Here is a 23272-nt window from a genome sequence, read left to right as displayed (position 1 = left end):
TGAGAGCGAGCTTTTTTTAAAAGCACCAAAAGTTAATTACTTAACTTCTACAGCAGCGCCAACTTCTTCAAGTTTAGCTTTCATTTCTTCAGCTTCCTCTTTAGTAACGCCTTCTTTGATTGCTTTTGGAGTGTTGTCAACTAATTCTTTAGCTTCTTTTAAGCCAAGACCAGTGATTTCACGTACAGCTTTGATAACTTTGATTTTTTGAGCGCCAGCACTTGCAAGTACTACGTCAAATTCAGTTTGCTCAGCAGCAGCTTCACCAGCGCCACCAGCTACAGCTACAGGAGCAGCAGCAGTTACGCCGAATTCTTCCTCGATAGCTTTTACTAAGTCGTTAAGTTCTAATACAGTCATAGATTTAACTGCTTCAATGATTTGTTCTTTAGTCATTGTAAATATCCTCCCTTAAATAGGTTTGTATTGTTTTATAGATAACAAGTAATTATCTTTTAAAAAATTAAGCGCCTTGCTCTTCCTTTTGATCTGCAACTGCTTTAGTAGCAAGTGCAAGGTTACGGATTGGAGCTTGAAGAACGCTAAGAAGCATAGAAAGTAAGCCTTCACGTGATGGAAGAGTAGCGATAGCTTTAACCTCATCAAGTGTTACAAGTTTACCTTCGATTACGCCTGCTTTAATTTCTAAAGCTTCATGTTTTTTAGCGAAGTCGTTTAATACTTTCGCAGGAGCAACTACATCCTCGTTACTGAACGCGATTGCGTTTGGTCCTGTTAAGAATTCGTTTAACTCAGCCATTTCAGCAGACTCTGCAGCACGACGAGTTAAAGAGTTTTTGTAAACTTTGAACTCAACGCCAGCTTCACGTAAGTTTTTACGTAATTCTGTTGCTTCAGAAACTGTTAAACCACGGTAGTCAACAACAATTGTAGATTTACTCGCGCGAAGTTTTTCAGCGATTTCAGTTACAACTTGTTGTTTAGTTTCGATTACTTTGCTCATGTTATTACACCTCCTGTAGATTATATAGAAGATGTACCGAAAGTGCACTAAAAACCTCCATGCCCAACTTGTAGACATGGAGGCATATAGTCACAGAAAAAAGATTCCGCTTCGTATATTAACACCTAGGTAGGGAATTAAGTCGAATCGACTCCTACTGTCTACGGTACACTATTAAAATTCACAACATAAATGATTATATTAAAACTTCTTTAAGAAGTCAACTTCCAATTTTTACGCAAGTGTAGAAACGTCTACGCGTACGCCAGGTCCCATTGTAGAAGCAACAGTTGCGTTCTTCATGTAAGTACCTTTTGCAGCAGCTGGCTTAGCTTTTTGTAGCGTGTCAGCAATTGTTTTGAAGTTTTCTACTAATTTAGCATCTTCGAAAGATACTTTACCGATTGGAACGTGGATGTTACCAGCTTTATCAACGCGGTATTCAACTTTACCAGCTTTGATTTCGTTAACAGCTTTAGTTACATCGAAAGTAACTGTTCCAGTTTTAGGGTTTGGCATTAAACCTTTAGGTCCTAATACACGACCAAGTTTACCAACTTCACCCATCATGTCAGGAGTTGCTACTACTACATCGAAATCGAACCAACCTTTTTGGATTTTACCGATGTAATCAGCATCGCCTACGAATTCAGCGCCAGCAGCTTCTGCTTCTTTTGCTTTTTCGCCTTTAGCGAATACTAATACACGTTGTACTTTACCAGTACCGTGTGGAAGAACAACTGCACCACGAATTTGTTGGTCAGCTTTCTTAGGGTCAACACCTAAACGGAATGCAGCTTCTACAGTTGCATCAAATTTAGCTGTGTTTGTTTTCTTTACTAATTCTACTGCTTCTGTTGCAGAGTAAGCAGATGCACGATCAACAAGCTTCGCAGCTTCAACGTACTTTTTACCTCTTTTAGCCATGTTTGTTTCCTCCTTGAATGTGGTTTTAGCGGAATAACCTCCCACGTTTACGCCTTCATTCCGGGAACCCCCGAGGATGTGCGCCCATCCATTTATTTAAAAATGATAATCATTTACGATAATAAAGGTTGCGAATTGGAATTCCAGACCCGCAACCTTTTTTACAAAAAACAAATCGAATTAGTCTTCGATAACGATGCCCATACTGCGCGCAGTACCTTCAACCATACGCATTGCAGCTTCTACACTAGCAGCGTTTAGGTCAGGCATTTTAGTTTCAGCGATTTCGCGTACTTTATCACGCTTAACAGTTGCCACTTTATTACGGTTTGGTTCACCAGAACCAGACTCAATACCAGCTACTTTCTTAAGAAGAACAGCAGCAGGAGGAGTTTTAGTAATGAAAGTGAATGAACGGTCCTCAAATACCGTAATTTCAACAGGGATGATAAGACCAGCTTGATCAGCTGTACGAGCGTTAAACTCTTTACAGAAGCCCATGATGTTAACACCTGCTTGTCCTAATGCTGGACCAACCGGCGGAGCTGGATTAGCTTTACCTGCAGGAATTTGAAGTTTTACTATTTTAATTACCTTTTTAGCCACGAGACACACCTCCTTAAGTCCGTGATGTGGTCAATTGGGCAGTGATTTGCCCTCCCACTTCATATTTTATCATAATGATAAAATCTTTTTCAAAAAACGTCTCCGTTACCGAAGACGTACTGACTTAAAAGATATTATCACTTTTTACAATTCATTTCAAGTTTCATTTTATAATTTTTCAATTTGATGGAAATCAAGTTCAACCGGAGTCTCGCGACCGAACATGTCTACAAGCACGCTAACTTTTTTCTTTTCCACATCAATTTCTTCAATCGCACCTGTATAATCCGCGAATGGCCCCTCATTTACACGCACTGTTTCATGAAGTTCAAATTCGAAATCAACCACTTCATTGTCCATTCCCATATGCTTCATGATGGTAACAACTTCCTCTTCTAATAGAGGCGATGGTTTAGATCCTGAACCAGAAGAACCAACAAAACCTGTTACACCTGGCGTATTACGAACAACATACCAAGAATCGTCAGTCATGATTAGTTCTACTAATACGTAACCTGGGAACACTTTTCTTTTCGTTATTTTTTCTTTACCATTTTTCATTTCTACTTCTACTTCTTCCGGGACAACAACACGGAAAATTTTATCTTGCATACCCATTGATTCTACACGTTTCTCTAGGTTTGCTTTTACTTTATTTTCATATCCAGAATAAGTATGGACAACATACCAACTTTTTTCCATTCATTTAGGACGAGCGTCCTTCCCTCCCTGACGTACATTTTTTTGCGCAAATGAAAAAACCCGTTCACCGGGCTTTTACACAGTTCTTATAAATAACATTATATCATGGATAAGTGCTTCTTATTCAAGAATTAACCAAGAATTAACCGAATTAAAGAAGAAATGCCCATATCAACCACTGCGAAGAAAATCGCAAAGAACACAACTGTCGCGATAACAGTCGTTGTTGAGCGGAGTAATTCATCTTTTTTAGGCCAACTTACTTTTTTCATTTCGCGACCTACATCGCCGAAAAAGTTCGTTAAACGCATCTACGGGACCTCCAGTGTATTATTTATTTTGTTTCTTTGTGAACTGTATGCTTATTGCATGTTTTACAAAACTTCTTTATCTCAAGTCGCTCTACTGAGCTCGTATCTTTCATCGTAGAGTAGTTTCGATTTTTACACTCTTCACATGAGAGTACAACTTTTTTCCTCATTAGTTACACCAACCTTGTAACATTGTCCCTAAAAATGTATCATACAACAAAAGACAATGTCAATGTCATGACTTTCACTCTCTTAACAAAAAGAAAACAGGTGAATTATTTTACACCTGCGGCACTTGCTATGAATTTAAAGTTGTACTCTCTCTCATCTCCATATATCTTTCTAATTTCCTTTTTACACGCTGCAATGCGTTATCAATAGATTTCACGTGCCTGTTTAACTGTTCTGAAATTTCTTGATAGGAACGACCATCTAAGTATAAAGAGAGCACTTTTCTTTCTAAATCGCTTAATAATTCAGATATTTTTGATTCTATGTCTGTATATTCTTCCTGACTGATAATCATCTCTTCTGGATCAGTTACTTTCGATTCCGAAATAACATCTAATAATGTTCGATCAGATTCCTCATCGTAAATTGGCTTGTCTAAAGACACATACGAATTTAACGGAATATGTTTTTGCCTTGTTGCTGTTTTAATAGCGGTAATAATTTGTCGAGTGATACACAGTTCAGCAAATGCTTTGAACGAAGACAGCTTGTCCCCTTTATAATCACGAATGGCTTTAAACAACCCAATCATGCCTTCTTGAACAATGTCTTCTCGATCGGCACCCACTAAGAAATAAGATCTTGATTTCGCGCGAACAAAGTTCTTATATTTGTGAATTAAATATTCTAGAGCGTCAGTATTACCTTTTCGAACTAACTCAACGATTGCCTCATCCTCTAAATCACGAAATGTAACGTCGCCTACACTTACGAAGCCTGCTTCCACCTTGATCCCTCCGACCGCTATATATTTAGCAATATTATACAGTAAAAAGATAAAGAGCGTCAATGCCTCAACGCTCTCCTCTTCTTAATTTTTCTAATTTTTCTGTAATATCTTCACTAAATATCTTTCGCATGGCGGGTTGCTTTTCTTTCGTGTCTTTTGTACACCTTCTTACTTGTTGTTCCATCGCTTGCACTTCTAACTCTAATTCACGCGCAGATTTTCGAAGTGCACCTTGCGCAAATATAATCCATTGCTCCGTATAATCCGAAGTTGCAACGTATATTTGTGTATTTATATTTCTAAGCTCAATCGCAAGTTGTTCTATCTTTTCATCTGCAGTTTGATTCTTTCTCGTGAATATTACTTCCACCCGCGATTGTTTCATCTTTTTTTCAATACCATAGACTGTATAGGCATCAAAGACAATCATTACCTTTGTGCCTGTATAGCCTTGATAATCCGCCATCTTATCAATAAGTGCGTCTCTTGATGACTGTAAATCTACATCCCGCAGTTTCTTCAAGTCTCCCCAAGCCCCGATAATGTTGTAACCGTCAACGATTAAAATATCGTTCATTTTTTATTTACCAATTTCGTGACGTTTACGATATACCTCATACATTAACAAACTTGCGGCTACTGAAGCATTTAAGGATGTAACTTTACCGACCATCGGTAAAGTAATTAGGAAATCACACTTTTCACCAATAATACGACTCATACCTTTTCCTTCACTACCAATTACTAGTCCGATTGGCATATTACCATCTAAATTACGGTAATCTGTTTTCCCTTTGGCATCTGTACCAGCAATCCAAAGTCCGCGTTCTTTTAATTCATCAATTGTACGCGATAAATTTGTTACACGTGCAACAGGAATATATTCAATTGCCCCAGTCGACGCTTTCGCAACTGACGCTGTAAGTCCCACCGCTCTTCTTTTTGGAATAATAACCCCATGAGCCCCTGTTGCATCCGCAGTACGCATAATAGAACCTAAGTTATGTGGGTCTTCAATTTCATCTAAAATTAAGAAGAACGGATCTTCATTGCGTTTTTCTGCTAATTTAAACAAATCCTCTAACTCAGCATATTGATATGCAGCTACTTGAGCAATTACACCTTGATGATTTCCCTCAACCAATTGATCTAATTTCTTCTTTGGTGCGTGTTGCAAAATAACCTTATTCTCTTTTGCTAATGCTAGTACAATCTGCACTTGTCCTTTGGCAGCACCTTCTGCTACCAAAATTTTATTAATATCTCGCCCCGCTCTTAAAGCTTCAATTACAGGGTTACGTCCGATAATATATTCACTACTCATGATGATGTGCTCCCTTCCTTTTCGTCCAAAACGTCAATCGCCTTATATACAATCTCGTCCAATCTTTCACGATTATTCAACAAGTGATGATAACCGATTAGCGCTTCAAAGGCTGTACTGTGTCGATATGTTTGTACATCTGTATTTTTTGGAACAGTACCCGAATTCGCATTACGCCCTCTTCTTAATACCGCCTCTTCCTCTTCTGTCAAAAATGCCGTCTCTAATAAATGATAAACAACTTTCGCCTGTGCTTTTGCCGAAACAAAGCTCGTCCCTAATCGATGTAATTGATTAGGGCGAACTTTCCCCTTTTGAAGGAGGTGATAGCGGATATATTGTTCATATACCGCATCACCCATATATGCTAACGCTAAGCTGTTCAATTGCTTTGCATCAATCATTCTTATCCTCTTTTCCATCTTGTACCTTGAGCGGTATCTTCTAAAATAATATTACGTCCTTTTAAATCATCGCGAATTTGATCAGATAATGCGAAGTCACGATTTTGACGAGCTTCAATACGCTTTTGGATTAGCGCTTCAATTTCTTCATCAAGCAACTCTTCTTGCGCTAATTCTAATCCTAAAATACTAAATAATGTTTCAAGTTGTTTTACATACGCTTCAATTACAATTTTAGAAGTATGTTCTTCTAACAAATATTGATTTGCGTGATTTGCTACGTTATATAATTCAGTAATCGCATTAGCCGTATTGAAATCATCATCCATCGCTTCTTCGAATGCAACCTGGAATTTTTCCATTTCAGCTAACCATTCTTCATTATGGTCCGTTAAATCCGTACTACTTTCCATACGATGCTTTAAGTTACCGTAAGCTGTTTTAATTCTTTCTAGTCCATTATTCGTACTTTGCAATAAATCTTCACTAAAGTTAATTGGGTGACGGTAATGTACCGATAGCATAAAGAACCTGATTAACTGTGGATCATATTGTTTGATGATATCGTGAACTAAAATGAAGTTTCCAAGCGACTTAGACATCTTCTCGTTATTAATATTAATATATCCATTATGCATCCAATAACGTGCAAATGTTTTTCCTGTCAACGCCTCAGACTGCGCAATTTCATTTTCATGATGAGGAAATGCTAAATCTTGACCACCAGCATGAATATCAATTGTATCCCCTAAATATTTACGCGCCATTGCTGAGCATTCAATATGCCACCCTGGGCGTCCTTTCCCCCAAGGGCTTTCCCAGAAGATTTCTCCTTCTTTCGCAGCTTTCCATAAAACAAAGTCAAGAGGGTCTTGTTTCTTTTCTCCTACTTCAATACGTGCACCGTGACGTAAGTCTGCAATCGGTTGATGTGATAATTTACCGTAACCTTCGAATTCTTTCGTTTTAAAGTACACATCACCTTCTGATTCATATGCATACCCTTTATTCACAAGTTCTTGAATAAATTCAATAATGATATCCATATTTTCTGTTACACGTGGATGAACCGTTGCATGCTTGCAACCTAGTGCCGTTACATCTTCAAAGTAAGCTTCAACAAAACGATCTGCAATTGTTGGCACATCTTCACCTAATTCATTTGCCGCCTTAATTAATTTATCATCCACGTCAGTAAAGTTAGATACATACTGCACATCATATCCTTTATATTCTAAGTAACGGCGTACTGTATCAAATACCATAGGTGGTCTTGCATTCCCAATGTGAATGTAGTTATACACTGTAGGTCCGCACACATACATCTTTACCTTATTTTCTTCTAATGGCATAAACTCTTCTTTTTGACGCGTTAACGTATTATAAATGTGAATAGTCATTTTTATCCTTCCTTTCTACCTTTACTTCGAGTTGCTTTCTCAATTTATCAAGTTCTGCTTCCATAACCTTTAATTTATCAAAAATCGGATCCGGGAGATCAGAATGATTTAATTCTTGACCAATCTTTACTCCATTTTGAATAACGACTCGGCCAGGTATACCTACAACTGTAGAATGTGCAGGAACTTCCTTCAACACGACAGATCCTGCTCCAATTTTAGAATTCTCTCCAACAGTAATAGAACCTAGTACTTTAGCACCTGTTGCAATTAATACATTATCCTGAATTGTAGGGTGCCTCTTTCCTTTTTCTTTACCTGTACCACCTAATGTGACACCTTGATAAATTGTTACGTTTTCGCCAATTTCACACGTTTCGCCAATTACAACCCCCATTCCATGATCAATGAAAAAACGACGACCAATAGTTGCTCCTGGATGAATCTCAATGCCAGTAAAAAAACGACTAACTTGCGAAATCCAACGTGCCATAAAGAAAAAATTCCTTTTATAAAAAGCATGTGCAATTCGATGGCCCCAAACTGCATGTAATCCAGAGTAAGTTAAAATGACTTCGAAATAACTTCGTGCCGCTGGATCCTGTTCAAAAACGACTTCAATATCTTCCCGAAGCCTCTTAAACATCGATGTTCCCTCCCCTTTATGGGCTGCTTTTTTCGAGTGAACTAACTCCCCTAACTCCCCCTGAATCTTTATACAAGGGGATAAAACTTATACTCACACCCATTTACATGGTATAAAAAAAAGACGCCTCTGTCATATAGACAGAGACGCCTTTTAAGCGCGGTTCCACTCTGTTTAGGCTAAAGAAGCCTCAAACTCATCCATGATAACGGTTTACACCGCTTCTGTTTACTTTGCGCCCTAAGACGTTCCGCGAAATACTTCGCTGTTCAACAGAAGACTCGAAGGGGCATTTCAAAAATCCGCTTATAAACCACTTCCAGCCTAAGGGTGGTTCTCTCTGTAAAAAGCCTGATTTTCTACTTCTCCTTCTCGTCGCTTTTCCTTATTAGATTTTAGGTATACTTATTATATTGCTAAACCTAGAAAATGTTAACCAATTACTTTTTGAATACGATTTAAAACTTTTTCTTTTCCAAGAAGAGCAATAGCGTTAGGAAGCTCTGGACCATGTGTTTGTCCAGTAGTAGCAACACGGATTGGCATAAATAGGTTTTTACCTTTATGTCCTGTTTCCTTTTGAACTGCTTTAATAGCCGCCTTAACCGCCGCTGGCTCCATTGCTTCTAAAGCTTCTAATTGATCGGCAAATGTACGAAGCACTTCAGGTACTTGTTCACCCTTCAATACTTCTTGTCCCTCTTCTTCATGATCAACATGATCTTTAAAGAACATTTCAGAAAGCTCTACAATTTCAGCTCCAAAGCTCATTTGGTCATGATATAAAGCAATTACATCACGAACCCATGCTTGTTCTTGTTCACTTAAGTTTTCACCTACGCGACCCGCTTTCACTAAATGCGGTAAGCTTAGTTCAACAACCGTATCTAAATCTTGTTTTTTCATATATTGGTTGTTCATCCATTTTAGTTTTTGAGAATCAAATAATGCAGGTGATTTTGATAAACGAGCTGCATCAAACATTTTGATAAACTCATCTTGAGAGAAGATTTCTTCTTCACCTACTGGTGACCAACCTAGTAATGCAATAAAGTTAAAGATTGCTTCTGGAAGATATCCAAGCTCTTTATATTGCTCAATAAATTGAATAATAGATTCGTCACGCTTACTTAGCTTTTTACGGCTTTCGTTTACAATTAAAGTCATATGACCGAACTTCGGGATATCCCAACCGAGAGCTTCATAAATCATCATTTGTTTTGGCGTGTTTGAAATATGATCATCACCACGAAGTACGTGTGTAATCTCCATTAAGTGATCATCTACCGCTACCGCAAAGTTATAAGTTGGAATTCCATCTTTTTTCACGATAACGAAATCACCAAAATCATTTGAATGGAATGCAACTTCATCTTTTACGATATCTTTAAACGTGAAGTCGCTATCAGCCGGCACACGGAAGCGAATACTTGGAATACGGCCTTCAGCCTCAAATCCTTTAATTTGCTCCTCAGTTAAATCACGGTGGTTTCCTGCATAACGCGGTGTTTCACCACGAGCGATTTGTCCTTCACGCTCTGCCTCTAGCTCTTCTTCTGTCATATAACATTTGTAAGCTAAATCACGCTCTAATAAATCTTCATATAATTTTTTATAAATATCTAAACGCTCTGTTTGACGATATGGTCCAAATTCACCACCAACATCAACACCTTCATCCCAGTCCATACCGAGCCATTTCAAGTATTTTAATTGGCTTTCTTCTCCACCAGCAACATTACGTTTCACATCAGTATCTTCAATACGAATAATAAACTTACCATCTTGATGACGAGCAAATAAATAATTAAATAATGCCGTACGCGCATTTCCGATATGTAAGTGTCCTGTTGGACTTGGCGCATAGCGCACTCTCACTTGCTTTTCCATAGTTGGTACACCTTCCAATCTTAATGTCAACACATTCTATAATTGTACACCAAAAAAACGTGATTATCCATCTTACGAATTAAAAACCACTATTTTTTCTGTAATAAAACAACCGCTTGAGAAGCAATCCCTTCTTCTCTACCTGTAAATCCTAATTTTTCTGTTGTTGTTGCCTTTACATTAATATTATCAATAGACGTTTCTAGTAGTTCACTAATGCGTTTACGCATGCTTTCAATATGCGGTGCCATTTTTGGCTTTTGGGCAATAATTGTACAATCTAGGTTCCCTAGCTCATAACCTTGTTCACACACAAATTCCCAAACCTTTTGTAACAATACAGCTGAATCCGCATCTTTAAAGGCAGGATCTGTATCAGGAAAATGTTTTCCAATATCTCCTGCTGCAATTGCTCCTAGACATGCGTCAGCAATCGTATGTAACAATACATCTGCATCCGAGTGACCGATTAATCCTTTTTCATGAGGAATTGTAATTCCGCCGATAATTAACGGTCTACCTTCCGCAAATTCATGTACATCAAAACCTTGTCCAATTCGAAACATTCTTTACATCCTCCTCAATCTAAACTACTTTATGAATTCTATATTATATTGCTATCTCTATAAAGAAAAGCTCGGCAACTGCCGAGCTTTTCTTTACTATAATACCATCACTTCTATTTCTTCTGAACATGAAGGAAACTTTCAGCAATTAGTAAATCCTCTGGAGTCGTCACTTTAATATTATAGTAACTCCCCTCTACCACGCCTACTTGCTTCCCGACACGTTCTACGAGACTTGCATCATCTGTACCAAGAAAACAACTTTGCTTTGCACTTCTATGAGCTTCTAATAAAAGAGGAACAGAAAATCCTTGCGGTGTTTGAACCGCTTTAAGCTGAGAACGTTCTACCGTTTCAACAACAACACCCTGTTCTACTTTCTTAATTGTATCCTTCACTGGCACTGCACAAATGGAAGCACCATATTTCTCTGCTACAGTTAATACATCTTGCATCATCTTATTCGTTACGAACGGGCGCGCACCATCGTGTACGAGAACATACTCAACTCCGCTCACATACTGAAGCGCATTATACACACTATCTTGTCTTTCAGCCCCGCCTTGAATAAATTGCACCTGCTTTTCAACCGGGTACTTCTGTATTAACTCCTCAAAATAAGGACGTTCCTCTTCGTTAATTGCCATGATAATACGTTTACATGCTTTATCTTTTTCAAAAGCACGTAATGTATGCACAATGATAGGTACTCCATTTATAAGTAAGAACAACTTGTTTTTGCCAGCACCCATCCGTTTCCCTTGACCCGCTGCCGGAATAATTAATGTATACATATTAATAACCCTCTACTTATAATGCTTTTTCTAATAATTTACGTTTTGCGAAAATCATACGACCAGCCGATGTTTGCAACACACTTGTAACTAGTACATTAAGTTGCGAACCGACATATTCTCTACCGTCTTCTACTACAATCATCGTGCCATCATCTAAGTATGCAACACCTTGATTTTGTTCTTTACCATCTTTCACAACATAAACACTTAATTCTTCACCAGGGAGTACGACTGGTTTAATTGCATTTGCTAAATCATTAATGTTTAACACTGTTACTCCTTGTAGTTCAGAAACTTTGTTTAAGTTGAAATCATTTGTTACAACAGTTCCACCAGTGATTTTAGCTAACTTTACAAGCTTGCTATCCACCTCTTGGATATCCTCAAAATCACCTTCATAAATTTCCACCGGAATTGGTAGCTCTTTTTGAATACGATTTAAAATGTCTAATCCTCTGCGACCACGATTACGCTTTAAAGCATCAGAAGAATCGGCAATATGCTGAAGCTCTTCTAATACGAATTGTGGAATCACAATTGTTCCTTCTAAAAACTTCGTTTGGCAAATATCCGCAATACGTCCATCAATAATTACACTTGTATCGAGAATTTTCCAATGAGTTGTAGATTTTTCTACCTCTACCTCTTCGTTCTCGCTATTGTTTTTCTTCTTACCTCCGCGCTGGGGTAATGTAAATAATCCTAGCAATTCATTTCTCTTTTTAAATCCTACTTGGAATCCTAAATAACCAAGTAAAAGAGTAAAGAACACTTGTAATACTGTACTAATGACTGGAATCGTGAATTCACGAATTGGTATCAAAATTAAATATGCAACAATAAGACCAGAGATCAACCCTAATGTACCAAATAAAACATCCGCTACCGGTGCCTTTACAAGGGCTTCTTCGATATGTTTAATAAGTTGAACAATATAATCCACAAGCCAAAATGTTGTTAAAAATAAAATAATTGCACCAATAATTGCACGAACGTACGATCCCTCAAGCCAAGGAACAGCACCGACGTCCAATACATTAATAACTTTTGGGATTAGAAAAATCCCTAACGCTCCCCCGATCACTAAAAAGAAGAGCTGTACGATCCTTTTTAACATCCAACCACCTCCTACTCATTATTAACCATTGTTTTGCTAATCAAAACGCCGAATGCAAAAGCGGACGTGTTTTTTTTATATAAATAGTTTTATTTACCAATATACCATATCATATACCAAAAATGTTCTAGTGTCGTTATATTATGGAATCAATGTAATATTCTTAATTGTGTCTACTCATATAGAGATGCTCTTGAATTCTTTTTAGGCCCTCTCGTATTTTCTTCGCCCTAACTTCCCCAATTCCTTCCACATCATCCAATTCATTAATAGTTGCACGACAAACACCTTGTAGCGTTTTAAATCGATTAATTAAATTTTCAATGATAAGTGGTGGAACACGAGAAATTTTGCTTGCGATTCGGTATCCCCTCGGTGTCACGCTTTCTTCTAAGCTCATTTGCCCTGGATAGCCAAGCAATTTAACTAAATCGCTATCCTCTAAAAGCTGTGTATTTGCAAGATCTTGTAACTTTTTCAAAATTTGATGGTGATCCTGCGTTTTTTCTTGATAATAATCCTTAATTAATAACGCTGCCTCTGCTTCTAAGTCGGCTAGTAATTCTGTAAGTTGTAAACGAATTAACCTTCCTTCCGTTCCTAACTCATGAATGTAGCTCACTATTTCATTTTTAATACGCAGTACCATTTCAACACTATGTAAAACGTGAACTACCTCGGACATTGTAACGACCTCTTCAAATTCTAGAATGCCCAAATTCGTAATCCCATCATTCCATACAGCTTTATATTTTTCTAACGTTTGAATAGCTTGGTTTGCCTTTGTTAAAATTACACCTATATCTTTTAGTGTATAACGTAAGTTCCCTTGATATAGTGTAATTACGTTACGTCTTTGTGAAATAGCCACAACAAGGCTAGCCGTCTGCTTTGCTACACGCTCTGCCGTTCGGTGACGCATACCTGTTTCAATAGAATCAATGGATGGATCTGGAACTAATTGTGCATTTGCAATTAAAATTTTGCTCCCAGTTTCATTTAAAATAAGTGCCCCATCCATTTTTGCTAATTCATATAAACTAGCCGGGGAGAATGCACAATTAATGTGAAATCCTCCATCAACAATACTTTTAATCTGCTCATTATACCCAAGAACAATTAGCCCTCCAGTTTGCGCACGAAGTACGTTATCTATCCCTTCGCGTAGTGGTGTTCCTGGGGCAACGAGCTGTAGAATGTTAATCATACTTTTGACACGTTGCTTGTTTTCCTCCATAGCCTAGCCTCCTAATGTCAAACGAAGCGCCTCTCCTAAATTAGAAACACCTACTACCTCAATCCCATCTGGAATTGTCCATCCTCCCAAATTTTTTCTAGGAATAATAGCACGTTGAAATCCTAATTTTGCTGCTTCTTGTACACGTTGTTCAATTCTTGATACTCTTCTTATTTCTCCAGTTAGGCCTACTTCTCCTATTACCGCATCGGTTGGTGCAGTAGCTTTATCTCTGAAACTTGAAGCAATACTTAAGGCAACAGCTAAATCGATTGCTGGTTCATCTAATTTCAAGCCACCCGCGACTTTTAAATATGCGTCTTGATTTTGCAACAATAAACCTGTTCTTTTTTCTAGCACTGCCATAATAAGTGAAACGCGGTTATGATCAATTCCCGTCGCCATTCTTCGAGGATTTCCAAAACTAGTAGGGGAGATTAATGCTTGTATTTCTACTAAAACCGGTCTGGTTCCTTCCATTGAAGCAACCACTGTGGATCCTGCAACTCCAACTGGACGTTCCTCAAGGAAAATTTCAGAAGGATTTAGTACTTCTGCAAGACCTAGTTCCTTCATTTCAAAGATACCCATTTCATTTGTGGAACCAAAACGGTTCTTCACAGCTCGCAAAATACGATATGTATGGTGACGATCTCCTTCAAAGTAAAGAACTGCATCAACCATATGTTCTAGCATACGTGGTCCTGCAATTGCCCCTTCTTTTGTCACATGTCCGACGATAAAAATAGGAATCCCTTTCGTCTTTGCAAGCTTCATTAATTCCGCTGTACATTCACGTACTTGCGCTACACTTCCTGGGGCTGACGTCACTTCAGGTAAATGTATCGTTTGAATAGAGTCAATAACAACAAAAGCTGGATTCATCTCTTCAATGTGCGCTGCAATTCGCTGTAGATCAGTTTCTGCTACAACAAATAGATTACTACCCTTTACATGCAAACGATCTGCACGAAGTTTAATCTGCTTTGCTGACTCCTCGCCTGATATGTATAGTACATCATATGAAGAATCTGCTAATTGCGATGAAATTTGTAATAACAATGTTGATTTTCCAATCCCAGGGTCTCCACCAATAAGTACTAAAGATCCATCTACAATCCCGCCACCAAGTACACGGTTAAACTCTTGAAATTTCGTTTCAATACGCGCCTCAGAATTTGTTTCTACCTCTGTTAAGCGTCTTGGTTTTGTTACTTCTGATTGAATTGCATTGACATAATTAAGGCGCCTTGATGATACAACTGGTTCCATCTCTTCAACAAGCGTATTCCATTTACCACATCCAGGACATTTCCCCATATATTTTGGCGACTGATAACCACACTCTTGACATGTGAATTTTGTTTTCTTTTTAGCCATATCTTTTATAGTTCACTTCACTTTCATCTACAAACGTTTATCCTTCTCGTACAAGAAAGAGGGCTATCGCGTAGCCCTCTTTGTTTGTCTATACTTATTTTACCTTTTCCGCACTATGAATGACAAATGATTCTCCTTCTATATCAAAGATAACTTTTTGCCCTTTCTCAATAGCACCTTTTAACAGTTCTTCTGATAGTCTATCTTCTACATGTTTTTGAATTGCTCTACGAAGCGGACGAGCACCGTACTCTCGATCAAATCCTTTATCAGCAATTGCTGAAATTGCTCCTTCTGTTAAGTGCAATTCAATCTCTTGTTCTTTTAAGCGATTCACCAACTGATTCACCATAAGAGTTACGATTTCTTGAATATGTTTTTTCTCAAGCATATGGAACACGATAATTTCATCAATACGGTTTAAAAATTCTGGACGAAATGCCTTTTTCAATTCATCCATTACTTTACCTTTCATATCTGAATAATCGCGGCTCTCATCTTGTACGTTAAATCCAAGATGTTTATTACGTTTTAATGCGTCTGCACCAACATTAGACGTCATAATAACAATTGTATTACGGAAATCAACTGTACGTCCTTTAGAATCTGTTAAACGGCCATCTTCTAATACTTGTAGTAAAATATTAAACACATCCGGATGGGCTTTCTCTACTTCATCTAATAAGACAACTGAATATGGCTTACGACGAACTTTCTCTGTTAATTGTCCACCTTCTTCATATCCAACATATCCTGGAGGAGATCCAACTAAGCGAGAAGTAGAATGTTTTTCCATATACTCAGACATATCGATGCGGATCATTGCATCCTCATCACCGAACATAGATTCTGCTAAAGCCCTCGCTAGTTCTGTTTTACCTACACCAGTCGGTCCTAGGAAAATAAATGAGCCAATTGGACGTTTCGGATCTTTTAATCCCGCTCTCGCACGACGAACAGCTTTTGCCACAGCTACAACTGCTTCATCCTGCCCAATTAAACGATCATGTAAAATTGATTCCAAGTTTAATAATTTATCTGTCTCTGTTTGTGCAAGTTTAGAAACTGGAATACGTGTCCATGTGGAAACGACATTTGCAATATCTTCTACTGTTACTTCTGAATTTTCTTGTCCTTGTTTCTCTTTCCACTGACGCTTTGTATCTTCTAACTTTTCACGTAAACGTTGTTCCATATCACGTAAGGAAGCAGCTTTTTCAAATTCTTGGCTTTGTACAGCTGCATCTTTTTCTTTTCTAATTTCCTCAAGCTTCACTTCAAGCTCTTTTAAGTTTGGCGGTGTTGTATAAGAACGTAAGCGCACTTTTGATGCAGCCTCATCAATTAAATCGATTGCTTTATCAGGTAAAAAACGGTCTGTAATGTAACGATCTGAAAGTTTTACAGCCGCATCGATTGCATCATCTGTAATAGATACGCGGTGATGCGCCTCATAACGGTCACGTAAACCTTTTAAAATTTGAACTGATTCTTCTAAGTTTGGTTCATCAACATGAATTGGTTGGAAACGTCTTTCTAATGCCGCATCCTTTTCAATATATTTACGATATTCGTCTAAAGTTGTTGCACCAATACATTGTAATTCACCACGTGCTAAAGATGGTTTTAAAATATTCGATGCATCAATTGCACCTTCTGCCCCTCCTGCACCAATTAACGTATGAAGCTCATCAATAAATAGAATGATGTTACCAGCTTGGCGAATCTCATCCATCACTTTCTTTAAACGATCCTCAAATTCACCACGATATTTTGTTCCAGCAACAACTGTACCCATATCTAATGTCATAACACGCTTATCTCTTAAAGTTTCAGGAACTTCATTATTTACAATTTGCTGTGCTAATCCTTCCGCAATTGCTGTCTTACCTACACCAGGTTCTCCAATTAATACTGGATTGTTTTTTGTTCTACGGCTTAACACTTCAATTACACGTTGAATTTCTTTACTACGCCCAATAACAGGATCTAAACGATTTTCACGTGCAACAACTGTTAAATCACGTGCTAGACTGTCAAGTGTAGGTGTATTCGCATTTGTTGATGAACCACCTTGGTGACCTGAACTAGCTTCATTACTTCCAAGAAGTTGTAACACTTGTTGCCTTGCTTTGTTTAGGCTTACACCTAAATTATTTAAAACACGTGCTGCTACACCTTCACCTTCACGGATTAAACCAAGTAAAATATGTTCTGTTCCAACGTAGGAATGGCCCAATTTACGAGCTTCGTCCATAGACAACTCAATAACTTTTTTAGCACGAGGTGTGTAATGTACTGTTTGAGAAGCTTCCGTTCCACGTCCAATTAATGCTTCTACCTCTTTTTGAACTTTCTCTGGACTTAATCCAAGAGCAATTAACGCTTTTGCTGCAATTCCTTCACCTTCGCGTACAAGCCCAAGTAAAATATGTTCTGTTCCAATATTATTGTGCCCAATGCGAATTGCTTCCTCTTGAGATAAAGCTAATACTTTCTGTGCTCGTTCTGTAAATCTTCCAAACATCATAGAAATCGCCTCCTACTTGCGCTTAATTTTGTTCAATTCGTAATCGCTCACGGATTAAGGTTGCTCTTCGATAATCTCTTTCTTCTGGTCCTAGAGGTCCTCCTGCATATTGTTGCAAAATGCCCGGCTGAGTAAGAACCATTAACTCAGTTAAAATATTTCTCGATATACCTTGTATATATCCTAAGTCAATACCAAGTCGTACATCTGATAAGCAAGTGGCTGCTTCTGCAGATTGAATTAAACGACTGTTAGCTAGTATTCCGTAAGAACGATATACTTTATCTTCAAGCTCAATACTTGAATTTTGTACAATTAATTCTCTAGCCATTTTTTCTTGATGGATGATTTGTTGAATGACACTCTTTAAATCTGCAATAATATCTTCTTCTGACTTCCCTAGTGTCATTTGATTTGACACTTGAAATATATTACCTAACGCTTCGCTACCTTCACCGTATATTCCTCTTACTACTAGCCCTAATTTTTGAATTACTTGTATAATACGGTTAATTCTTTTCGTTAAAACCAGTCCCGGCAAATGAATCATTACCGAAGCCCTTAATCCTGTACCGACGTTAGTGGGGCAACTCGTAATATATCCAAGCGATTCATCAAAAGCATATTCAACCTGTTCCTCGATCCAGTTATCTATTTGATTGGCACTTTGAAGCGCCTCTGATAACTGTAAACCTGAAAATAGGCACTGAATCCTAACATGATCCTCTTCATTAAGCATGATACTTATATGTTCACTTTCTGATAGTAGGCATGCTCCGTATTCTGTTCCTGCAAGATTTGGACTAATTAAATGCTTCTCAACTAAAACTCTCCTTTGAAGAGGATTTAATTCATTCATTTTTAATAGTTCAAACTCCCCAAAAGGTTCTACAGGTTTATTTATAAACTTCTTCTTAAATAACTCATGAATCTGTTTAGCTTCTTCCTCGTTTTGCATAGTAGAGAATTGATATTTTTTAAAGTTACGAGCCAAACGAATTCGACTACTTAAAACAATATCAGAATCAGGGCCATCCCCCTTCATCCATGGACTAATCGCTTCATTCATAATTCTGTCCAGTGACATAGAACTATTCCCCCTCTCTATGCTCACTAAGCTGATTTACAAGACATCGAATTTTATCTCGTACTTCAGCCGCTTTCTCAAATTCCTCTTTCTGTACATATTGTTTCAGATTGAGTTTTAGTTCATCTAATTCTTTCTTTAAGTAGATATTTCCTTCTATACGTTCAGGAATTTTCCCACAATGATCTGTATGCCCACCGTGAAGACGTTTTAACAATGGTTTTAAATGCCCCTTAAATGTATCGTAACAAGAAGCACATCCAAAGCGTCCCACTTTTGTAAATTGTTCATATGTCATCTTACAATTTGGACATCTTGATATATTTGTATTTGAAAATGCATCTTGCCCTTCTTCAAACATTGCTGGTTCACCATGCAATAATCCGGCTAATAGGTCATGGAATGAAAAATTAGACTGCGGTGATTGAAAGAAAGACGTATAGCCACTTTGTTCTGCACATTGCTCGCAAAGATGAACTTCCGCCTTTTTTTCGTTGATTACTTTTGTATAATGTAAAGTTGCTGGTCTTATATTACAGTTTTGACAAGTCATCGCTATCCCCCACCTTTACAACAGGAACGATCTATCTCATGATACTTTTCATACATTACTAGATTGTTCTCTTTCCTTAATCCATTTAGTAAAAGCACATGTCATCTTTCAAAATCCCTACAATATTAAACTGCATTATCTTAGTTATCATTCTTAACAAAAGTTATATTTATTTATATTTCAGTGTTCTTAACATTGCGCATAATATTCGAGCCCTAAGTTCATCTCGAGAAGGAACATCCATTAATAATACAGAACGATCTAGTACACTTAACATAAGTTTAGCTTCACGATTTGTTATAATACCCTCTTCTATTAAACGTATAATCATGCTTTCTGCATTTCCTTGTGCAACGCTATGATCAATCATATGAAGCATTTGATCAATAATGTCTATATCATCATGCAGTTTGACTTTTATAATGCGAATGTAACCTCCTCCACCTCGTTTACTTTCTACTACGAATCCTCTTTCTAACGTAAAACGGGTATTGATTACATAGTTGATTTGAGACGGCACACAATCGAATCGATCAGCGACCTCATTCCTCTTGATTTCAATCGCATTATTATTGCTTAAGTCAATAACTTGCTTTAGATATTTCTCAATGATATCAGATATATTTCTCATTTATCCGCCACCTTTATTGACTTTGACTATCTTTGACTTTAATTATATACGTATTAAAAAAATTTGCAACTCTTTTGCTTATTCACTATCCTAGCCACATTTCCCAGTCTTTAATCAAAAGAACGATTCTTTAAGTAAAGATTTTTTAAATTACTATGAATTATAAAAAGAAACACGAAAAAACACGAGTCATTTGACTCGTGTTTTAGTTGCTTGGCGACGTCCTACTCTCACAGGGACAAGGTCCCAACTACCATCGGCGCTAGAGAGCTTAACTTCCGTGTTCGGTATGGGAACGGGTGTGACCTCTCTGCCATCATCACCAAACTATTGAAGGCATATTCCTTCAAAACTAGATAACATTGCTTCATATTATATGGTTAAGTCCTCGATCTATTAGTATTCGTCAGCTCCACATGTCACCATGCTTCCACCTCGAACCTATCAACCTGATCATCTTTCAGGGATCTTACTAGCTTACGCTATGGGAAATCTCATCTTGAGGGGGGCTTCATGCTTAGATGCTTTCAGCACTTATCCCTTCCGCACATAGCTACCCAGCTATGCCCTTGGCAGAACAACTGGTACACCAGCGGTGCGTCCATCCCGGTCCTCTCGTACTAAGGACAGCTCCTCTCAAATTTCCTGCGCCCACGACGGATAGGGACCGAACTGTCTCACGACGTTCTGAACCCAGCTCGCGTACCGCTTTAATGGGCGAACAGCCCAACCCTTGGGACCGACTACAGCCCCAGGATGCGATGAGCCGACATCGAGGTGCCAAACCTCCCCGTCGATGTGGACTCTTGGGGGAGATAAGCCTGTTATCCCCGGGGTAGCTTTTATCCGTTGAGCGATGGCCCTTCCATGCGGAACCACCGGATCACTAAGCCCGACTTTCGTCCCTGCTCGACTTGTAGGTCTCGCAGTCAAGCTCCCTTATGCCTTTGCACTCTACGAATGATTTCCAACCATTCTGAGGGAACCTTTGGGCGCCTCCGTTACACTTTAGGAGGCGACCGCCCCAGTCAAACTGCCCACCTGACACTGTCTCCCGGGTCGATAAGACCCGTAGGTTAGAATTTCAATACAGTCAGGGCGGTATCCCACCAGCGCCTCCACCGAAGCTAGCGCTCCGGTTTCAATGGCTCCCGCCTATCCTGTACAAACTGTACCAAAATTCAATATCAGGCTACAGTAAAGCTCCACGGGGTCTTTCCGTCCTGTCGCGGGTAACCTGCATCTTCACAGGTACTATAATTTCACCGAGTCTCTGGTTGAGACAGTGCCCAAATCGTTACACCTTTCGTGCGGGTCGGAACTTACCCGACAAGGAATTTCGCTACCTTAGGACCGTTATAGTTACGGCCGCCGTTTACTGGGGCTTCAGTTCAGAGCTTCGCTTACGCTAACCCCTCTCCTTAACCTTCCAGCACCGGGCAGGTGTCAGCCCCTATACTTCGCCTTACGGCTTCGCAGAGACCTGTGTTTTTGCTAAACAGTCGCTTGGGCCTATTCACTGCGGCTTTCCGTTAAGAAAGCACCCCTTCTCCCGAAGTTACGGGGTCATTTTGCCGAGTTCCTTAACCAGAGTTCTCTCGCACACCTTAGGATTCTCTCCTCGCCTACCTGTGTCGGTTTGCGGTACAGGCACCTTTTATCTCGCTAGAAGCTTTTCTTGGCAGCGGGGAATCAAAGACTTCGCTCCATAAGGAGCTTCCCCATCACAGCTCAGCCTTCACGATAAGCGGATTTGCCTACTTATCAGCCTAACTGCTTGGACGTGCACAACCAATCGCACGCTTCTTCTATCCTTCTGCGTCCCTCCATTGCTCAAACGATAAAGAGGTGGTACAGGAATATCAACCTGTTGTCCATCGCCTACGCCTGTCGGCCTCGGCTTAGGTCCTGACTAACCCTGAGCGGACGAGCCTTCCTCAGGAAACCTTAGGCATTCGGTGGACGGGATTCTCACCCGTCTTTCGCTACTCATACCGGCATTCTCACTTCTAAGCGCTCCACCAGTCCTTCCGGTCTGACTTCACTGCACTTAGAACGCTCCCCTACCACTGATACCATTGGTATCAATTCGCAGCTTCGGTGGTGTATTTAGCCCCGGTACATTTTCGGCGCAGAGTCACTCGACTAGTGAGCTATTACGCACTCTTTAAATGGTGGCTGCTTCTGAGCCAACATCCTAGTTGTCTAAGCAACTCCACATCCTTTTCCACTTAATACACACTTTGGGACCTTAGCTGGCGATCTGGGCTGTTTCCCTCTTGACTACGGATCTTATCACTCGCAGTCTGACTCCTAAGGATAAGTCATTGGCATTCGGAGTTTGACTGAATTCGGTAATCCGATGAGGACCCCTAGTTCAATCAGTGCTCTACCTCCAAGACTCTTACACTTAAGGCTAGCCCTAAAGCTATTTCGGGGAGAACCAGCTATCTCCAGGTTCGATTGGAATTTCTCCGCTACCCACACCTCATCCCCGCACTTTTCAACGTGCGTGGGTTCGGGCCTCCATTCAGTGTTACCTGAACTTCACCCTGGACATGGGTAGATCACCTGGTTTCGGGTCTACGACCACGTACTAAACGCCCTATTCAGACTCGCTTTCGCTGCGGCTCCGCCTCTTCAGCTTAACCTCGCACGGGATCGTAACTCGCCGGTTCATTCTACAAAAGGCACGCCATCACCCATTAACGGGCTCTGACTATTTGTAGGCACACGGTTTCAGGATCTCTTTCACTCCCCTTCCGGGGTGCTTTTCACCTTTCCCTCACGGTACTGGTTCACTATCGATCACTAGGGAGTATTTAGCCTTGGGAGATGGTCCTCCCAGATTCCGACGGAATTTCACGTGTTCCGCCGTACTCAGGATACATTCAAGAGAGAACGAAGTTTCGACTACGGGGTTATTACCCTCTGTGACGGACCTTTCCAGGTCGCTTCGTCTACCTCGTTCCTTTGTAACTCCGTATAGAATGTCCTACAACCCCAAGAGGCAAGCCTCTTGGTTTGGGCTAGATTCCGTTTCGCTCGCCGCTACTCAGGAAATCGCATTTGCTTTCTCTTCCTCCAGGTACTTAGATGTTTCAGTTCCCTGGGTCTGTCTTCCATACCCTATGTATTCAGGTAAGGATACCATACCATTACGTATAGTGGGTTTCCCCATTCGGAAATCTTCGGATCAAAGCTTACTTACAGCTCCCCGAAGCATATCGGCGTTAGTC

The 23272-nt window shown here is 39.4% G+C and carries 23 protein-coding genes, 2 rRNA genes and 2 other annotated features (1 of these 27 cut by a window edge); all 25 genes read right to left on the bottom strand.

Features of this window, described 5'->3' with window-relative positions:
- Positions 1-36: 36 nt before the first annotated feature.
- Positions 37-396, bottom strand: a complete 360-nt coding sequence (gene rplL, locus NSQ47_RS21250; protein ID WP_002009788.1) for a 50S ribosomal protein L7/L12 — start codon at positions 394-396, stop codon at positions 37-39.
- Positions 397-463: 67 nt separating this feature from the next.
- Positions 464-964 carry a 50S ribosomal protein L10 gene (rplJ, locus tag NSQ47_RS21245; RefSeq protein WP_204209847.1) on the bottom strand — a complete coding sequence of 167 codons (501 nt, stop codon included), beginning with the start codon at positions 962-964 and terminating at the stop codon, positions 464-466.
- Positions 965-1003: 39 nt separating this feature from the next.
- Positions 1004-1149 (bottom strand) — a sequence feature (ribosomal protein L10 leader region).
- 49 nt (positions 1150-1198) lie between these two features.
- The gene (gene rplA / locus NSQ47_RS21240; protein ID WP_002009792.1) at positions 1199-1891 is read right to left on the bottom strand and encodes a 50S ribosomal protein L1; all 693 of its coding nucleotides are present in this window, start codon (positions 1889-1891) and stop codon (positions 1199-1201) included.
- A gap of 180 nt (positions 1892-2071) precedes the next feature.
- Complete coding sequence (gene rplK / locus NSQ47_RS21235) at positions 2072-2497, bottom strand: 50S ribosomal protein L11 (protein WP_002159610.1); 426 nt, start codon at positions 2495-2497, stop codon at positions 2072-2074.
- Between the two features lie 168 nt (positions 2498-2665).
- The gene (nusG, locus tag NSQ47_RS21230) at positions 2666-3199 is read right to left on the bottom strand and encodes a transcription termination/antitermination protein NusG (protein WP_002009795.1); all 534 of its coding nucleotides are present in this window, start codon (positions 3197-3199) and stop codon (positions 2666-2668) included.
- Positions 3200-3330: 131 nt separating this feature from the next.
- On the bottom strand, positions 3331-3510 hold the full coding sequence (secE, locus tag NSQ47_RS21225; protein WP_002009797.1) for a preprotein translocase subunit SecE: 180 nt from the start codon (positions 3508-3510) through the stop codon (positions 3331-3333).
- Positions 3511-3533: 23 nt separating this feature from the next.
- Positions 3534-3680 (bottom strand): 50S ribosomal protein L33, encoded by a 147-nt coding sequence (gene rpmG / locus NSQ47_RS21220; RefSeq protein WP_012260172.1) that lies wholly within the window; start codon positions 3678-3680, stop codon positions 3534-3536.
- Positions 3681-3808: 128 nt separating this feature from the next.
- Positions 3809-4468 (bottom strand): RNA polymerase sporulation sigma factor SigH, encoded by a 660-nt coding sequence (locus NSQ47_RS21215; protein WP_002009799.1) that lies wholly within the window; start codon positions 4466-4468, stop codon positions 3809-3811.
- 67 nt (positions 4469-4535) lie between these two features.
- Positions 4536-5048, bottom strand: a complete 513-nt coding sequence (locus tag NSQ47_RS21210) for an NYN domain-containing protein (protein WP_002009801.1) — start codon at positions 5046-5048, stop codon at positions 4536-4538.
- Positions 5049-5051: 3 nt separating this feature from the next.
- Positions 5052-5795, bottom strand: coding sequence for a 23S rRNA (guanosine(2251)-2'-O)-methyltransferase RlmB (rlmB, locus tag NSQ47_RS21205; protein ID WP_002091503.1), 744 nt, complete (start codon positions 5793-5795; stop codon positions 5052-5054).
- Positions 5792-6199 carry a Mini-ribonuclease 3 gene (locus NSQ47_RS21200; protein WP_002159611.1) on the bottom strand — a complete coding sequence of 136 codons (408 nt, stop codon included), beginning with the start codon at positions 6197-6199 and terminating at the stop codon, positions 5792-5794. Before NSQ47_RS21200 ends, rlmB begins: the two co-directional genes overlap by 4 nt.
- Positions 6200-6201: 2 nt before the next feature.
- Positions 6202-7599: a cysteine--tRNA ligase gene (gene cysS / locus NSQ47_RS21195; protein ID WP_341037951.1), complete on the bottom strand. Its 1398-nt coding sequence runs from the start codon at positions 7597-7599 to the stop codon at positions 6202-6204.
- Positions 7580-8245 (bottom strand): serine O-acetyltransferase, encoded by a 666-nt coding sequence (cysE, locus tag NSQ47_RS21190; protein ID WP_016103297.1) that lies wholly within the window; start codon positions 8243-8245, stop codon positions 7580-7582. The genes cysS and cysE overlap by 20 nt, the downstream gene beginning before the upstream one ends.
- 139 nt (positions 8246-8384) lie before the next feature.
- Positions 8385-8630 (bottom strand) — a binding site (T-box leader).
- A gap of 47 nt (positions 8631-8677) precedes the next feature.
- Positions 8678-10135, bottom strand: a complete 1458-nt coding sequence (gene gltX, locus NSQ47_RS21185; protein WP_340821433.1) for a glutamate--tRNA ligase — start codon at positions 10133-10135, stop codon at positions 8678-8680.
- Between the two features lie 89 nt (positions 10136-10224).
- The gene (ispF, locus tag NSQ47_RS21180) at positions 10225-10701 is read right to left on the bottom strand and encodes a 2-C-methyl-D-erythritol 2,4-cyclodiphosphate synthase (RefSeq protein WP_002159614.1); all 477 of its coding nucleotides are present in this window, start codon (positions 10699-10701) and stop codon (positions 10225-10227) included.
- Between the two features lie 113 nt (positions 10702-10814).
- Positions 10815-11495 carry a 2-C-methyl-D-erythritol 4-phosphate cytidylyltransferase gene (gene ispD, locus NSQ47_RS21175; RefSeq protein ID WP_016103295.1) on the bottom strand — a complete coding sequence of 227 codons (681 nt, stop codon included), beginning with the start codon at positions 11493-11495 and terminating at the stop codon, positions 10815-10817.
- Positions 11496-11511: 16 nt separating this feature from the next.
- A complete protein-coding gene (locus NSQ47_RS21170) occupies positions 11512-12615 on the bottom strand; it encodes a PIN/TRAM domain-containing protein (protein WP_002159616.1) in 1104 nt (367 codons plus the stop codon).
- 163 nt (positions 12616-12778) lie between these two features.
- A complete protein-coding gene (gene disA, locus NSQ47_RS21165) occupies positions 12779-13852 on the bottom strand; it encodes a DNA integrity scanning diadenylate cyclase DisA (protein WP_000392162.1) in 1074 nt (357 codons plus the stop codon).
- Between the two features lie 3 nt (positions 13853-13855).
- Positions 13856-15232: a DNA repair protein RadA gene (gene radA / locus NSQ47_RS21160; protein WP_002159617.1), complete on the bottom strand. Its 1377-nt coding sequence runs from the start codon at positions 15230-15232 to the stop codon at positions 13856-13858.
- Between the two features lie 94 nt (positions 15233-15326).
- Entirely contained in the window at positions 15327-17762 is a 2436-nt protein-coding gene (gene clpC, locus NSQ47_RS21155; protein WP_002063405.1) for an ATP-dependent protease ATP-binding subunit ClpC, read from the bottom strand.
- Positions 17763-17784: 22 nt separating this feature from the next.
- Positions 17785-18849 (bottom strand): protein arginine kinase, encoded by a 1065-nt coding sequence (locus tag NSQ47_RS21150; RefSeq protein ID WP_002091490.1) that lies wholly within the window; start codon positions 18847-18849, stop codon positions 17785-17787.
- A 4-nt stretch (positions 18850-18853) separates the two neighbouring features.
- Positions 18854-19402, bottom strand: coding sequence for a UvrB/UvrC motif-containing protein (locus NSQ47_RS21145; protein WP_002159618.1), 549 nt, complete (start codon positions 19400-19402; stop codon positions 18854-18856).
- Between the two features lie 169 nt (positions 19403-19571).
- A complete protein-coding gene (gene ctsR, locus NSQ47_RS21140; RefSeq protein ID WP_002029353.1) occupies positions 19572-20033 on the bottom strand; it encodes a transcriptional regulator CtsR in 462 nt (153 codons plus the stop codon).
- Between the two features lie 211 nt (positions 20034-20244).
- Positions 20245-20360 (bottom strand): 5S ribosomal RNA (gene rrf / locus NSQ47_RS21135).
- A gap of 49 nt (positions 20361-20409) precedes the next feature.
- A 23S ribosomal RNA gene (locus NSQ47_RS21130) occupies positions 20410-23272 on the bottom strand; it runs 59 nt beyond the window's last position.

It is taken from the genome of Bacillus sp. FSL R10-2780 (genome assembly GCF_038006125.1).
Taxonomy (GTDB): Bacteria; Bacillota; Bacilli; order Bacillales; family Bacillaceae_G; genus Bacillus_A; species Bacillus_A cereus_U.
Note: the sequence above shows the minus strand (reverse complement) of the source record. Positions and strands in the feature narration are given on the sequence as shown.

Coding starts and splice junctions, on each gene's coding strand:
- radA (WP_002159617.1), bottom strand. CDS start 15,232: ATGGCTAAAAAGAAAACAAAATTCACATGTCAAGAGTGTGGTTATCAG.
- gltX (WP_340821433.1), bottom strand. CDS start 10,135: ATGGAAAAGCAAGTGAGAGTGCGCTATGCGCCAAGTCCAACAGGACAC.
- NSQ47_RS21200 (WP_002159611.1), bottom strand. CDS start 6,199: ATGATTGATGCAAAGCAATTGAACAGCTTAGCGTTAGCATATATGGGT.
- rplL (WP_002009788.1), bottom strand. CDS start 396: ATGACTAAAGAACAAATCATTGAAGCAGTTAAATCTATGACTGTATTA.
- NSQ47_RS21145 (WP_002159618.1), bottom strand. CDS start 19,402: ATGACTTGTCAAAACTGTAATATAAGACCAGCAACTTTACATTATACA.
- rplJ (WP_204209847.1), bottom strand. CDS start 964: ATGAGCAAAGTAATCGAAACTAAACAACAAGTTGTAACTGAAATCGCT.
- ispF (WP_002159614.1), bottom strand. CDS start 10,701: ATGTTTCGAATTGGACAAGGTTTTGATGTACATGAATTTGCGGAAGGT.
- NSQ47_RS21170 (WP_002159616.1), bottom strand. CDS start 12,615: ATGTTAAAAAGGATCGTACAGCTCTTCTTTTTAGTGATCGGGGGAGCG.
- rpmG (WP_012260172.1), bottom strand. CDS start 3,680: ATGAGGAAAAAAGTTGTACTCTCATGTGAAGAGTGTAAAAATCGAAAC.
- cysE (WP_016103297.1), bottom strand. CDS start 8,245: ATGTTTAAGAGGCTTCGGGAAGATATTGAAGTCGTTTTTGAACAGGAT.
- NSQ47_RS21210 (WP_002009801.1), bottom strand. CDS start 5,048: ATGAACGATATTTTAATCGTTGACGGTTACAACATTATCGGGGCTTGG.
- nusG (WP_002009795.1), bottom strand. CDS start 3,199: ATGGAAAAAAGTTGGTATGTTGTCCATACTTATTCTGGATATGAAAAT.
- rlmB (WP_002091503.1), bottom strand. CDS start 5,795: ATGAGTAGTGAATATATTATCGGACGTAACCCTGTAATTGAAGCTTTA.
- ctsR (WP_002029353.1), bottom strand. CDS start 20,033: ATGAGAAATATATCTGATATCATTGAGAAATATCTAAAGCAAGTTATT.
- cysS (WP_341037951.1), bottom strand. CDS start 7,599: ATGACTATTCACATTTATAATACGTTAACGCGTCAAAAAGAAGAGTTT.
- disA (WP_000392162.1), bottom strand. CDS start 13,852: ATGGAGGAAAACAAGCAACGTGTCAAAAGTATGATTAACATTCTACAG.
- ispD (WP_016103295.1), bottom strand. CDS start 11,495: ATGTATACATTAATTATTCCGGCAGCGGGTCAAGGGAAACGGATGGGT.
- clpC (WP_002063405.1), bottom strand. CDS start 17,762: ATGATGTTTGGAAGATTTACAGAACGAGCACAGAAAGTATTAGCTTTA.
- NSQ47_RS21150 (WP_002091490.1), bottom strand. CDS start 18,849: ATGTCACTGGACAGAATTATGAATGAAGCGATTAGTCCATGGATGAAG.
- secE (WP_002009797.1), bottom strand. CDS start 3,510: ATGCGTTTAACGAACTTTTTCGGCGATGTAGGTCGCGAAATGAAAAAA.
- rplA (WP_002009792.1), bottom strand. CDS start 1,891: ATGGCTAAAAGAGGTAAAAAGTACGTTGAAGCTGCGAAGCTTGTTGAT.